The sequence below is a fragment of the Actinoplanes siamensis genome (assembly GCF_016862395.1).
GTDB classification, from domain to species: Bacteria; Actinomycetota; Actinomycetes; order Mycobacteriales; family Micromonosporaceae; genus Actinoplanes; species Actinoplanes siamensis.
This window is the reverse complement of the sequence record NZ_BOMW01000021.1, coordinates 46,113-58,516: the sequence shown is the minus strand read 5'-3', so window position 1 is coordinate 58,516 and position 12,404 is coordinate 46,113. Positions and strand designations below refer to the sequence as shown.

The following is a 12,404-nucleotide window of genomic DNA, read 5'->3' as shown; positions in this document are numbered from 1 at the left end:
TTCGCCGCGGGGCGGGTATGAGGCGGGCCATGTCAGTGATCAACAAGCCGGTGCCGCCCGTCGTCGAGACCGACGAGGTGACAGTGGTGGTCGCCACCCGCAACCGGCCCGACCGGCTCCGGGAGACGGTCCCGCACCACCGGGCCACGACGATAGTCGTGGACAACGCCTCCGATCAGCCGCTGCACGTGCCGGGGGCGGAGGTGGTCCGGCTGGACGAGAACATCGGGGCGGCCGCGCGCAACACGGGAGCGCTGCGGGCCCGCACGCCGTTCGTGGCGTTCGCCGACGACGACTCGTACTGGGCGCCGGGGTCGCTGGCCCGGGCCGTGGAGATCTTCCGCGCCCACCCGGAGGCCGCGCTGCTGACCGGCCGGGTGCTGATCGGCCCGGACGGCCGCCTCGACCCGGTCTCGGCAGGCATGGCGGCTACGCCGATCGGCACGCCGGCCGGCGCAGCCGGGCCGTCGGTGCTGGGCTTCCTCTCCTGCGCGGTGGTGGTCCGGCGATCCGCGTTCCTCGCGGCCGGCGGGTTCAACCCCCGATTGTTCGTGTACGGGGAGGAAGCGCTGTTGGCGATGGACCTGGCCGCCGCGGGTCACCAGCTCTCCTACGTCCCGGAGCTGGTGGTCCGGCACTTCCCGGAGCCGGCCGGGCGGGACAACCGGGCCCGGGCCCGGCGGGAGGCCCGCAACCGGGCGCTGACCGCACTGCTGCGCCGCCCGCCCGCGGTGGCCGCCCGCACCCTGGCCGAGGTCGCCCGCACGCAGCCGGCCGCGCTGCCGCACCTCGTCCGCGACCTGGGCTGGGCGCTGCGTCACCGGCGCCGGCTGCCGGAGCCGGTCGAGCTGGCCCTGCGGCGGCTGGCCGGGTAGCCGGGCCGGTGACGCCGGCTCTACCAGCCGGAGGGCGGGGCCTCGAGGTGTACGGCCTTGGTGGCGGTCATCTCGTCGAGCAGTTCCGGGCCGTACCCGAAGCCCTGCCCGCTGAGGCGGCGCGGATGCGCGGCGCCGCCCGGAGCCCCGCCGAACACCGCGTTGATCTTGATGGTGCCGGCCGGCAGGGTGCGCCAGGCCTGCTGGGCGTGGCTCATCGACCCGGTCAGTACGGAGGCCGCCAGGCCGTAGTCGGAGTCCGCGGCCCGGCGCAGCCCCTCCTCGAACGAGTCGACCACCGCGACCGGCGCCACCGGCCCGAACGTCTCCTCGCGCAGCACCGTCATCGCGTCGGTGCATCCGGAGAGCACCGTCGGCGGGTAGAAGGCGCCCGGCCCGCCCGGCACGGTCCCGCCGCGCAGCACTGTCGCGCCGTCCTTGACGGCCTGCTGGACCTGCTCGTCCACGGCGTCCCGCAGGCGCCGATCGACCAGCGGCCCGAGCCGGGACTCCCAGGCGTCCGCCTCGGTGACCAGCGCGTCCAGGAACGCGTCGGCCACCGACGCGTGCACGTAGATCCGCTCCACGGCGACGCAGATCTGCCCGGAGTTCGCGAACGCCCCGAGCGCGGCCTGCCCGGCGGCCCACACCGGATCCACCCCGGCGTCGACCAGCAGCGGATCCTTGCCGCCGTTCTCCAGCAGCGCCTTGGCACCGGTCCGCGCGCACGCCGCCGCGATCGCCCGCCCGGTCGCCGTCGAGCCGACGTGCGCGACCACGTCGACAGGCGCGTTGCTCAGCAGGGCACCGGTCGTGCCGTCGCCGTTGACCAGGTTCAGCACGCCCGGCGGGAAGTGCGGGGCGAGCAGCTCGACCAGGTGGTGGCCGGTGGCCGGGGTGCGCTCGCTCGGCTTGTGCACCACCGTGTTGCCGGTGACCAGGGCGGCCCCGAGCAGCCCGCAGGCCACCGCCACCGGGTCGTTCCACGGGGTGATCGCCGCGACCACCCCGCGTGGACCGTACGCCATCAGGTCGATCGCCTCGTTGTTGCCGGCCAGCGTCCGTCCCCGGTGGACCGGGCCCAGCTCGGCGTACTGGCGCAGGGCGCCGGCGCCGGCCAGCACGGAGTCGCGGGCGTCGGCGACCGGTTTGCCCATCTCCGCCGAGATCAGCCGGGCCAGGTCGTCGGCGCCGGCCTCGACCGCGCCGGCCGCGGCGTGCAGGGCGGCGCCCCGGGCGGCCGGGGCGGTGCGGGCCCACGCGGCGGCGGCCTCGCGGGCGGCGACCACTGCCGCGTGGACATCGGCCTCGTCCGAGGCGACGACCCGGGAGACCGGCTGATCGTCCGAGGGATTGATGACAGTCAACTCGCGACCGGAGCCGCCGGGGCGCCGGGCACCGGCGATCAATTGGGTGACGTCGAACATGTGCGGCCGCTTGCCCCGTCCTGACCGGCGCAAACGTCAAACACTTCGACCGTCGAAGTTTTTTGGTGATCTTGGAGTAGGAGCGGGATCCCCGGGTATCCGCGCCGCCATGCGAGTGCTGGGAATCAACGCGATCTTCCACGATCCGGCGGCGGCGCTGATCGTGGACGGAGAGGTCGTGGCCGCCGCCGAGGAGGAGCGGTTCAGCCGCCGCAAGCACGGCAAGCGGCCGGTGCCGTTCGCGGCCTGGGAACTGCCGGAGCTCTCCGCCGCCTGGTGCCTGGCCGAGGCGGGGCTGCGACCGGGCGATCTGGACGCCGTCGCCTACTCCTTCGACCCGGGGATCAGCCGCGACGCCGCCGACCTGGGCCTCAACGACCCGTCGGACCAGCTGCGGATCGACTACGCGCGCCGGGCCCCGCAGTTCCTGGCCAGCGCGCTGCCCGGGCTCGACCCCGACCAGGTGACGTTCGTGCCGCACCACGTCGCGCACGCCGCCTCGGCGGGACTGTCGGTGCCGGAGGACAACGCGGTGCTGGTGCTGGACGGCCGTGGCGAGGTCGCCGGGCATCTGGCCGGGGCGTACCGGGGTGGCGAGCTGACCGTGCTGCGCACCCAGGAGCTGCCGCACTCGCTCGGGCTGCTCTACGAGGACCTGACCCGGCACCTGGGCTTCCTGCACTCCAGTGACGAGTACAAGGTGATGGCGCTGGCGTCGTACGGCACCCCCAGATTCCTCGACCTGCTCCGGGAGCTGATCCGCGGCACCGGCGACGGCGGGTTCGTCGTGGACCGTATCGACTGGAGCGCGCTGGCCAAGCCGTGCGCGCCCGGCGGCGAGCTCACCGACGCGCACGCCGACCTGGCCGCCAGTGTCCAGAAGCGCCTCGAGGAGGTGATCCTCGACCTGGCCCGGTGGACCTACGACGCCGCCGGCGGAGTGTCCACGCTCACCATGGCCGGCGGCACCGCGCTGAATTGTGTCGCCAACGGCCGGGTGGCCGCCGAGGGCCCGTTCGACCGGGTCTGGGTCCAGCCGGCCGCCGGCGACTCGGGCACCGCGCTCGGCTCCGCCCTGGCGCTGCACGGGCAGAGCATCCCGTTCACCACCGCGGCGCTGGGCCGCGGCTGGTCCGACGAGGAGCTGGAGGCCGAGCTGAAGCGGGCGGCGCTGCCCTACACCCGCCCGGCCTCGATCGCCGCCGAGGCGGCCGAGGTGCTCGCCCGCAACGGCATCGTCGCCTGGTACCAAGGACGCAGCGAGTACGGCCCGCGCGCCCTCGGCCACCGGTCGCTGCTCGCCCACCCGGGCCAGTCGGACACCCAGCGCCGGATGAACGACGTGAAGGGCCGCGAGCAGTTCCGCCCGATCGCGCCGATGGTCCGCGCCGAGCGCTTCCACGACATCTTCGACGGCGTCTACCCGAGCGACTTCATGCTCTTCGTGCACCGCGTCAAGCCGGACTGGCGGGAGCGCATCCCGGCGGTCGTGCACGTCGACGGCACCGCCCGGGTGCAGACCGTGCACCGCGGGACCGAGCCGGTGGTGGCCGAGATGCTCGCCGAGTTCGAGCGGCTGACCGGCCTGCCGGTGGTGGTCAACACGTCGCTGAACACGGCTGGCCGCCCGATGGTCGACACCCCCCGCGAGGCGATGGAGCTGTTCGGCTCGGCGCCGGTGGACCTGCTCGCCATCGGCCCGTTCGCCGTCCACCGGGCACAGGCGTTCGGCGCGTGATCACGGTCGTGGTGCCGTCGCTCGGCCGGCCCTCCCTGTACGCGCTGCTCGACCGGGTGCCGCGGGACTGGGAGGTGCTGGTGGTCGACGACCGTCGGGATCCGCGGGTCCCGCTGGACGTGCCCGCGCACGTGCGGGTGGTGCCGGGGCCGGCCCGCGGCCCGGCAGCGGCCCGCAACGCCGGCTGGCGGGCGGCCCGGCACGACTGGGTGGTCTTCCTCGACGACGACGTGCTGCCCGGCCCGGACTGGGCGGTCGAGCTGCGGGCCGATCTGGACAAGGCCGGCCCGGAGGTCGGCGGCGTGCAGGGCCGGCTGCGGGTGCCGCTGCCCGTGGACCGCCGGCCGACCGACTGGGAGCGGGTCACCGCCGGGCTCGCCGACGGCAAGTGGATCACCGCGGACATGGCGTACCGCCGCGAGGCCCTGGGCTGCGTCGGCGGTTTCGACGAGCGGCTGCCGCGGGCCTTCCGCGAGGACGCCGAGATCGCCTTCCGGGTCCGCCAGGCCGGCTGGCAGCTGCGGGTGGGCCGGCGGCGGGTCACCCATCCGGTACGGCCGGAGAGCCGCTGGGTGAGCCTGCGCACCCAGCGCGGCAACGCGGACGACGCATTGCTGCGCCGGATCTACGGCCCGCGCTGGCGCGATCTGCTGGACATCCCGCCGGGCCGGCGCCGCCACCACGCCGCGATCACCGGCTGCCTGCTCGCCGCGGTCGCCGGCGGGGCCGTCGCGGCGGCCACCGGGCGGCGCGGCTGGGCGCTGGTCGCCGCGGCTGCCGCCACCGGTTGGGCCGCCGGGACCGCCGAGTTCACCGCCGCCCGCATCGCCCCCGGCCCACGGGACCGCCGCGAGGTCACCACGATGCTGGTCACCAGCGCGGCCATCCCGCCGGCGGCCGTCGCGCACTGGCTGCGCGGCTGGTGGCGCTGGCGCCACGAGGAGCCCGGCTGGGCGACCGAACTGGCGCCGGACCCGGAAGCGGTGACGGCCTGATGTCACGGCTCTACGACGCCGTCCTGTTCGACCGGGACGGCACCCTCATCGTGGACGTCCCGTACAACGGTGACGCCCGCCTGGTCGAGCCGATGCCCGGCGCGCGGGCCGCCCTGGACCGGCTGCGCGCCGCCGGCCTGCGGCTGGGCGTGGTCACCAACCAGTCCGGCCTGGCCCGCGGACGATTCACCGAAGCCCAGCTGGCCCAGGTCAACAACCGGGTCGAGGAGCTGCTCGGCCCGTTCGGCACCTGGCAGATCTGCCCGCACGACGACACCGCCGGCTGCGACTGCCGGAAACCGCGGCCCGGGTTGATCCGGGCGGCCGCCGAGGCGCTCGGCACCACCGCGCAGCGGTGCGTGGTGGTCGGCGATATCGGCCGGGACATGACCGCGGCCCTGGCCGCCGGGGCCGCCGGGATCCTCGTCCCGACGCCTGTCACGCTGCCCGCCGAGGTGGACGACGCGCCCACGGTGGTGGGCACCGTCGAGGCCGCGGCCGACCTGATTCTCGACCGGGAGGACCTGGTCCGGCCGGCGAGCCGGCCGCGCAGGGCGGGGACGGTGCTGGCCGTGCGCTCCGATTCGGCCGGGGACGTGCTGGTCACCGGGCCGGCGATCAGGGCGCTCGCGCACCACGGCGAGCGGGTGGTCCTGCTCTGCGGCCCACGCGGCCGGGCGGCGGCCGAGCTGCTGCCCGGGGTGGACGAGCTGATCGAGTGGAAGCTGCCCTGGATCGACCCGGAGCCGGATCCGGTCGAGGCGGCCGACCTGCCCGGGCTGATCGAGCGGATTCGCGCGGCGGGCGTCGACGAGGCCGTGGTGTTCACCTCGTTCCACCAGTCGGCGCTGCCGCTCGCGCTGCTGCTGCGCTCGGCCGGGGTCGGGCGGATCACCGCGATCAGCGAGGACTATCCGGGGTCCCTGTTGGACGTGCGGCACCGGGGTGTGCCGGCCGGGGTCCCGGAACCGGAACGCGCGCGCAGCGTCGCCGCGGCCGCGGGTTTCCCCCTGCCCGACTCCGACGACGGCTGCCTGCGGGTGCGCGGCGTGCGCCGCCAGGGGCCGGGCGACTACGTGGTGGTGCACCCGGGCGCCAGCGTCGGGGCGCGCTCCTGCCCGCCGGACGGCATGCGGCGGATCACCGAGGCGCTGGCGGCGCACGGCCATCGCGTCCTGGTGACGGCCGGGCCGGGGGAGAAGGCGCTGGCGTCGTACGTCGCAGGCGCCGTGGCGGACCTGGAGGTGCCGCGCACCTTGACCGATCTCGCCCACCTCTTGGCGAAGGCCTCCTGCCTGGTCGTCGGGAACACCGGGCCGGCCCACCTGGCCGCCGCCGTCGGCACCCCGGTGGTCAGCCTGTTCGCACCGACCGTCCCCTACGCCCAGTGGGGGCCCTACCGGGTGCCCGCCGCGCGCCTCGGCCGCGGCGGCGCGCCCTGCCGCGACACCCGGGCCACCACGTGCCCGGTCCCCGGTCATCCCTGCCTGTCCACCGTCGAGGCGGCCGACGTCGTCGACGCCGTGACCCGGCTCGGCGCCCGGCCGGCCGCGCGAAACCGTGAGGTAGCCGCTTGAACATCCTGCTCTGGCACGTGCACGGCTCCTGGACCACCTCGTTCGTCCAGGGCAAACATCGCTACCTGGTCCCGGTCAACGACGCCCGCGACCAGTGGGGCCGCGGCCGGGCCCGCACCTTCGACTGGCCGGCCAGTGTGGAGGAGCTGCCGCTGGAGGAGATCCGTGACGCGGATGTCGCGATCATCCAGCGGCCCGAGGAGATCGACCTGGTCCCACCCAGCCTCCCGGTCATCTACGTGGAGCACAACACCCCGAAGGGGGACGTGCCGAACACCCGGCACCCGATGGCCGACCGCGACGATCTGGTCATTGCCCACGTCACCCACTTCAACCAGCTGTTCTGGGACACCGGGTCGACCCCGACCACCGTCATCGAGCACGGCATCGTGGAACCCGCCGCGCGCTTCAGCGGTGAGCTGGAACGTCTGGCGATCGTCACGAACGAGCCGGTCCGCCGCGGTCGGGTGACCGGAACCGATCTGTTCCCCCAGTTCGCCTCGGTAGCGCCGCTGGACGTGTTCGGGATGGGCGTGCGCGGCCTGTCCGGCGACCGGATCACCGCCCACGAGGATCCGCCCCAGCGGGTCATGCACGAGCAGGTCGCCCGGCGCCGCGCCTACCTGCACCTGTGCCGGTGGACCTCGCTCGGGCTGAGCCTGATCGAGGCGATGCAGATGGGCATGCCGGTGCTCGCGCTGGCCACCACCGAGGCGATCGCGGCCGTGCCGGAGGGCGCAGGAGTCCTGTCCACGAAGGTCTCCACGCTCGTCGAGGCCGCGCACTGGCTGATCGAGGAACCCGATCAGGCCCGCCGGATGGGCGAGCGGGCCCGCCGCGCGGCCCTCGCCCGGTACGGCCTGGACCGGTTCCTCGCCGACTGGGACCACCTTCTGGAGGAGCACACATGCGGATCGCGATGATCTCCGAACACGCCAGCCCGCTCGCCGCGCTCGGCGGGGTGGACGCGGGCGGCCAGAACGCCCACGTGGCCGAGCTGGCCGGGGCCCTCGCGGCCGCGGGGCACACGCTGCGTGTATACACCCGGCGCGACGATCCGGGCCGGCCCGTCGTCGTGCCGATGGCCGACCGCGTCGAGGTGGTCCACGTGCCGGCCGGGCCGGCCGAATCCCTGCCCAAGGACCAGCTCCTGCCGTACATGGGGGAGTTCGCCAACTGGATGGCCGACGACTGGCGCGACTTCGCGCCGGAGGTCGCGCACGCGCACTTCTGGATGAGCGGGCTGGCCATGGTCACCGCCGCGCGCCGCTGTGACGTCCCGTCCGTGCTCACCTACCACGCGCTCGGCACGGTGAAGAAGCGCCACCAGGGGTCCGCCGACACCAGCCCGGCCCACCGGATCGGCTACGAGCGCGAACTCGGCCGGGTCGTCGACCGGGTGGTCGTGCAGTGCCAGGACGAGGTCCGTGAGCTCGTGCTGCTCGGCGTGCCGCGGTCGCGGACCACGCTGGTGCCGTCCGGGGTGAACGTCTCGCGCTTCCGCAAGGACGGCCCGGTGGCGCCGCGTTCCGGCCGGCTGCGCATCCTCAGCGTCGGCCGGCTGGTCCCGCGCAAGGGGTTCGAGGACCTGATCCGGGCGCTGCCCGAGGTGCCGCGGGCCGAGCTGGTGATCGTCGGCGGGCCGCAGGCCGCCCTGCTGGAGCGGGATCCCTACGCCCAGCGGCTGCTGCGCCTGGCCAAGGAGTGCCATGTGGAGGACCGGGTCCAACTGGTCGGGGCGGTCGCCGCGGACCGGATGCCGGCCTGGTACCGCTCGGCCGACGTGGTCGCCGCGACCCCCTGGTACGAGCCGTTCGGCCTGACCCCGCTGGAGGCGATGGCCTGCGGCGTGCCGGTGGTGGCCAGCGCGGTCGGTGGGCTCACCGACACCGTCGTCGACGGCGTGACCGGCGACCTGGTGGCGCCGCAGGACCCGCGCGGGCTGAGCCAGGCGCTGCGCCGGATCCTCGGCGACGACAACCGGCGGCTCAGCTACTCGGCGGCGGCCGTGGACCGGGCCGTGCACGCGTACGCCTGGCCGCAGATCGCCGGCCGGATGAGCGCCCTCTACGCGAGCGCGGCAGGCGTTCCGGTGGCCGACCGCCGCACCCCGGCGGTGGCCTGATGGATCCGCTGGACAAGCACCTGAGCGGTCTGGCCGCGGCGCTCGGGCCGTACCGGACGGTCGCGGCCCGGCTCGCCGACTGGGGCGCCGAACTCGCCTGGCACCTCGGGCGCGGCGGGCGGCTGCTGGTCGCCGGCAACGGCGGCAGCGCCGCGGAGGCCCAGCACCTGGCCGCCGAACTGGTCGGGAAACTGCGCGAGGACCGGGCGCCGCTGTCCGCCATCGCGCTCACCCCGGACTCCTCGGCGGTCACCGCGATCGGCAACGACTACGGGTTCGAGGAGGTGTTCGCCCGGCAGGTCCGCGCCCACGGGCGGCCCGGCGACGTGCTGCTGGTGATGTCGACCAGCGGGCGCAGCCCGAACCTGGTGGCCGCGGTGCGGGCGGCCCGCGAGTGCGGGCTGCGGACCTGGGCGATGGTCGGGCCCGGCCCGTCCCCGGTCGGCGACATCTGTGACGAGGTGCTGCGCTGCCCGTCGCCGGACTCGCAGGTGGTCCAGGAACTGCACCTGGTCTCCGTGCACGTGATGTGCGAGCACATCGACCTGACCCTGCCGCGCGTGCTCGCCGGCTCGGCCCCGGAAGGAGGTTCCACAGTGACGAAGCCGCTGCTCGTCGTCGTCGGCGACACGCTGCTCGACCGGGACGTCGAGGGCGCTGTGCACCGGGTCGCCCCGGACGCGCCGGCCCCCGTGCTGGACGAGGAGTCGGTGTCCGAACGGCCCGGCGGCGCCGGGCTGGCCGCACTGCTCGCGGCCGCCCAGGACGACTACCGGGTCGCGCTGGTCACCGCGCTGGCCCCGGACGCCGCCGGGGCTCGGCTCAGCGAGCTGCTCACCGCCGCCGGCATCGAGGTGCACGCGCTGCCGCTGCCCGGCGCCACACCGCAGAAGATCCGGATGCGTTCGCGCGGTCAGGTCCTGATGCGCCTGGACCGCGGCGGCCCGGCGCAGCCGCCGGGCGACGCCCCGGACGGTCTGCTCGACCTGCTGGACGCGGCCACCGCGGTCCTGGTCAGCGACTACGGCCGTGGCGTCGCCAAGCACCCGGCCGTGCGCGCGGCGCTGGAGCGGGCGTCCGCGCCGATCGTCTGGGACCCGCACCCCGGCGGCCCGCCGCCGGTGCCCGGGGTGCGCCTGGTGACGCCGAACCTGTCCGAGGCGGTCGGCTTCACCGGGGACGCGGCGCGCGGTTCCGCGCTGAGCACCGCCCAGCGCGCCGGGCAGCGACTGCGCGACCAGTGGCGGGCACAGGCGATCGCGATCACCTGTGGCGCGGACGGCGCGATCCTGTGCCAGGCCGGGCCCACGCCGCTGGTCGTCCCGGCGCCCGGGGACGCCGGCGACGCGGACACCTGCGGGGCGGGCGACCGGTTCGCGGCAGCCGCGGCGCTGGCGCTGGCCGCGGGCGCGCTGACGTCCGAGGCGGTGCAGGACGCGGTCTCCGCGGCGACGTCCTACGTGCTGGCCGGCGGGGTGGCAGCGGCGCTGTCGCCGCCGGCCGCTCTCCCCACGCCGGAGCCGGAACGCATCGGCGCCGACGCGGCCGGGCAGCTCGCCGCGTCGGTGCGCGAACGCGGCGGGGTGGTGGTCGCCACCGGAGGATGCTTCGACATCCTGCACACCGGACATCTCGCGACCCTGCGGGCCGCGCGCGGGCTGGGCGACTGCCTGATCGTCTGTCTGAACAGCGACGATTCGGTACGGGGTCTGAAGGGCCCGGACCGGCCGCTCAACGCGCAGGCCGACCGCGCGCGGCTGCTCGCCGCCCTGGACTGTGTGGACGCCGTCGTGATCTTCGACGAGCCGACGCCCGAGGCGGCGCTCTCCTGGCTGCGGCCCGACGTCTGGGTCAAGGGCGGCGACTACGCCGACGGCGGCCCGTCGCTGCCGGAGGCCGAGCTCGTCAAGCGGTGGGACGGGCAGACCGTGATCGTGCCGTACGTCGACGGTCGCTCCACCACCCGGACCATCGCCGCGGCCCAGGCCGCGGCCGTCATCACCACCAGCGGAAGGTGAACAGCATGGACGCAGTCATCGTCACCGGCGGTTCCAGCGGCCTCGGAGCCGCGGTCGTGGACGCCGTGAGCAAGGCCGGCGGGCGGCCGTTCGTGATCGACCGGCGGGCGCCGGCCGGGGACGTCCCGTGGGTCGAGTGCGACCTGGCCGACACCCGGGCCGCCGAGCAGGCCACCCGCAAGGCGATCGAGCTGGCCGGCGGCGGCGTCGACGGGGTGGTCACGGCGGCCGGGTTCGACGTGCCCGGCGCGCTCGGCGACGTGCCCGGCGAGGTGTGGGACCGCATCGTGGCGGTGGACCTGCTGGCCACGGCCGCGGTGATCCGGGCCGCGCTGCCCGCGCTCAAGGAGTCGCACGGCGGGGTGGTCACGATCGCCTCGACGCTCGGCGTGAAAGCGGTGTCCGACGCCACCGCGTACTGCGCGGCGAAGTTCGGGGTGGTGGGCTTCACCCGGGCGCTCGCGGCCGAGCTGGCCGGCGACGTCGACGTCACACTGATCATTCCCGGCGGGATGCGGACGAAGTTCTTCGACGAGCGCGAGGAGCGTTACAAGCCGGGGCCGGACGCGAAGCTGAACGACCCGTCCAACGTCGCCGAGGCGATCCTGTTCGCGCTGCGGCAGCCGGCCGGGTGCTCGGTGCGGGAGCTGGTCATCGCCGGGGAGACGGAGACGTCGTACCCGTGATCCTGGTCCTGCGTGCCCTCGGGGTGGGCGATCTGGCCACCGGGGTCCCGGCGTTGCGCGGGCTGCGGGCGGCGTTTCCGGAGGAGGAGCTGGTGCTCGCCGCGCCGGCCTGGTTGACGCCGCTGATCGACCTGATCGGCGGCGTCGACCGGGTGCTGCCCACCGACGGCCTGGCCCCGCGGAGCTGGCCTGTCGATCCGCCGTCGCTCGCGGTCAACCTGCACGGCAGCGGACCCGAGTCGCACCGGCTGTTGCGGCGGGCCCGGCCCGGACGGATGTGGGCGTTCCGCAGCCCGGCGGCCGACCACCTCGACGGGCCGCAGTGGTCCGGCGCCGAGCACGAGGTGCGCCGGTGGTGCCGGATGCTGCGGCACTACGGGGTGCCGGCGGACGAGTCGGAGCTCGCGCTGGCCGCGCCCCCGGGCACGGTGGCGCGCCGGGTGACGATCGTGCACCCGGGGGCGAAGTCGCCGTCCCGGCGGTGGCCTGCGGAGCGGTACGCGGCTGTCGCCCGGGAGCTGCACGCCGCCGGCCACCAGGTGGTGATCACCGGCAGCGCCGCCGAGCGGGAGGTGGCCGAGAAGGTCGCGGCGGACGCCGGGCTGGGCGCCGGGGCCGTGCCGGAGACCGGCCTGGGGGCGCTGGCCGGGCTGATCGCGCACGCCCGTCTGCTGGTCAGCGGGGACACCGGCGTGTCGCACCTGGCCACGGCGTTCGGGACGCCGTCGGTGACGTTGTTCGGGCCGATGTCACCGAGGCTCTGGGGGCCACCGCCGGGGCGCGCCCGGCATCAGGTGATCTGGCACGGGACGCGCAGCACGCGCGGCGACCTGCCGGGCCCGGAGGTGCATCCCGCCCTGCTCGCGGTGACCGCCGACGAGGTCCTGGCCGCGGCGCGGCGCGCACTGTCCGGGATCTGATCCCCGGGACCGGCCGGGGACGGTCGAGGGGCGCGGATGTCCG

General features: G+C 75.5%; 10 protein-coding genes and 1 pseudogene. 10 read left to right on the top strand and 1 reads right to left on the bottom strand.

What is annotated here, in order from left to right; genetic code table 11:
- Positions 1 to 29: 29 nt before the first annotated feature.
- A complete protein-coding gene (locus Asi03nite_RS11505; protein ID WP_203678832.1) occupies positions 30 to 875 on the top strand; it encodes a glycosyltransferase family 2 protein in 846 nt (281 codons plus the stop codon).
- A 20-nt stretch (positions 876 to 895) separates the two neighbouring features.
- Here the strand turns inward: Asi03nite_RS11505 and Asi03nite_RS11500 are convergent, their stop codons facing one another.
- Positions 896 to 2,302: an aldehyde dehydrogenase family protein gene (locus Asi03nite_RS11500; RefSeq protein ID WP_203678830.1), complete on the bottom strand. Its 1,407-nt coding sequence runs from the start codon at positions 2,300 to 2,302 to the stop codon at positions 896 to 898.
- Positions 2,303 to 2,411: 109 nt separating this feature from the next.
- Here Asi03nite_RS11500 and Asi03nite_RS11495 point away from each other — a divergent pair, with 109 nt between their 5' ends.
- The 9 genes and pseudogenes from Asi03nite_RS11495 to Asi03nite_RS11460 all read left to right on the top strand — a co-directional run bounded on the left by Asi03nite_RS11495 (position 2,412) and on the right by Asi03nite_RS11460 (position 12,361).
- Positions 2,412 to 4,040 carry a carbamoyltransferase family protein gene (locus tag Asi03nite_RS11495; protein ID WP_203678828.1) on the top strand — a complete coding sequence of 543 codons (1,629 nt, stop codon included), beginning with the start codon at positions 2,412 to 2,414 and terminating at the stop codon, positions 4,038 to 4,040.
- The gene (locus tag Asi03nite_RS11490; protein WP_203678821.1) at positions 4,037 to 5,035 is read left to right on the top strand and encodes a glycosyltransferase family 2 protein; all 999 of its coding nucleotides are present in this window, start codon (positions 4,037 to 4,039) and stop codon (positions 5,033 to 5,035) included. The genes Asi03nite_RS11495 and Asi03nite_RS11490 overlap by 4 nt, the downstream gene beginning before the upstream one ends.
- Positions 5,035 to 6,612 (top strand): HAD-IIIA family hydrolase, encoded by a 1,578-nt coding sequence (locus tag Asi03nite_RS11485; RefSeq protein ID WP_203678820.1) that lies wholly within the window; start codon positions 5,035 to 5,037, stop codon positions 6,610 to 6,612. Before Asi03nite_RS11490 ends, Asi03nite_RS11485 begins: the two co-directional genes overlap by 1 nt.
- On the top strand, positions 6,609 to 7,535 hold the full coding sequence (locus Asi03nite_RS11480) for a glycosyltransferase (protein WP_203678819.1): 927 nt from the start codon (positions 6,609 to 6,611) through the stop codon (positions 7,533 to 7,535). Before Asi03nite_RS11485 ends, Asi03nite_RS11480 begins: the two co-directional genes overlap by 4 nt.
- Positions 7,520 to 8,737: a glycosyltransferase gene (locus Asi03nite_RS11475; RefSeq protein ID WP_203678818.1), complete on the top strand. Its 1,218-nt coding sequence runs from the start codon at positions 7,520 to 7,522 to the stop codon at positions 8,735 to 8,737. The genes Asi03nite_RS11480 and Asi03nite_RS11475 overlap by 16 nt, the downstream gene beginning before the upstream one ends.
- Positions 8,737 to 9,315: pseudogene (locus tag Asi03nite_RS37765) on the top strand (D-sedoheptulose-7-phosphate isomerase); the annotation flags it as partial. The gene Asi03nite_RS11475 and the pseudogene Asi03nite_RS37765, both read left to right, overlap by 1 nt.
- 18 nt (positions 9,316 to 9,333) lie before the next feature.
- Positions 9,334 to 10,755: a PfkB family carbohydrate kinase gene (locus Asi03nite_RS11470; protein ID WP_239102631.1), complete on the top strand. Its 1,422-nt coding sequence runs from the start codon at positions 9,334 to 9,336 to the stop codon at positions 10,753 to 10,755.
- Positions 10,752 to 11,441, top strand: coding sequence for an SDR family oxidoreductase (locus tag Asi03nite_RS11465; protein ID WP_203678814.1), 690 nt, complete (start codon positions 10,752 to 10,754; stop codon positions 11,439 to 11,441). Before Asi03nite_RS11470 ends, Asi03nite_RS11465 begins: the two co-directional genes overlap by 4 nt.
- Positions 11,438 to 12,361 carry a glycosyltransferase family 9 protein gene (locus tag Asi03nite_RS11460; RefSeq protein ID WP_203678812.1) on the top strand — a complete coding sequence of 308 codons (924 nt, stop codon included), beginning with the start codon at positions 11,438 to 11,440 and terminating at the stop codon, positions 12,359 to 12,361. Before Asi03nite_RS11465 ends, Asi03nite_RS11460 begins: the two co-directional genes overlap by 4 nt.
- The last annotated feature ends 43 nt before the right edge of the window (positions 12,362 to 12,404 follow it).

Coding starts and splice junctions, on each gene's coding strand:
- Asi03nite_RS11505 (WP_203678832.1), top strand. CDS start 30: ATGTCAGTGATCAACAAGCCGGTGCCGCCCGTCGTCGAGACCGACGAG.
- Asi03nite_RS11500 (WP_203678830.1), bottom strand. CDS start 2,302: ATGTTCGACGTCACCCAATTGATCGCCGGTGCCCGGCGCCCCGGCGGC.
- Asi03nite_RS11495 (WP_203678828.1), top strand. CDS start 2,412: ATGCGAGTGCTGGGAATCAACGCGATCTTCCACGATCCGGCGGCGGCG.
- Asi03nite_RS11485 (WP_203678820.1), top strand. CDS start 5,035: ATGTCACGGCTCTACGACGCCGTCCTGTTCGACCGGGACGGCACCCTC.
- Asi03nite_RS11475 (WP_203678818.1), top strand. CDS start 7,520: ATGCGGATCGCGATGATCTCCGAACACGCCAGCCCGCTCGCCGCGCTC.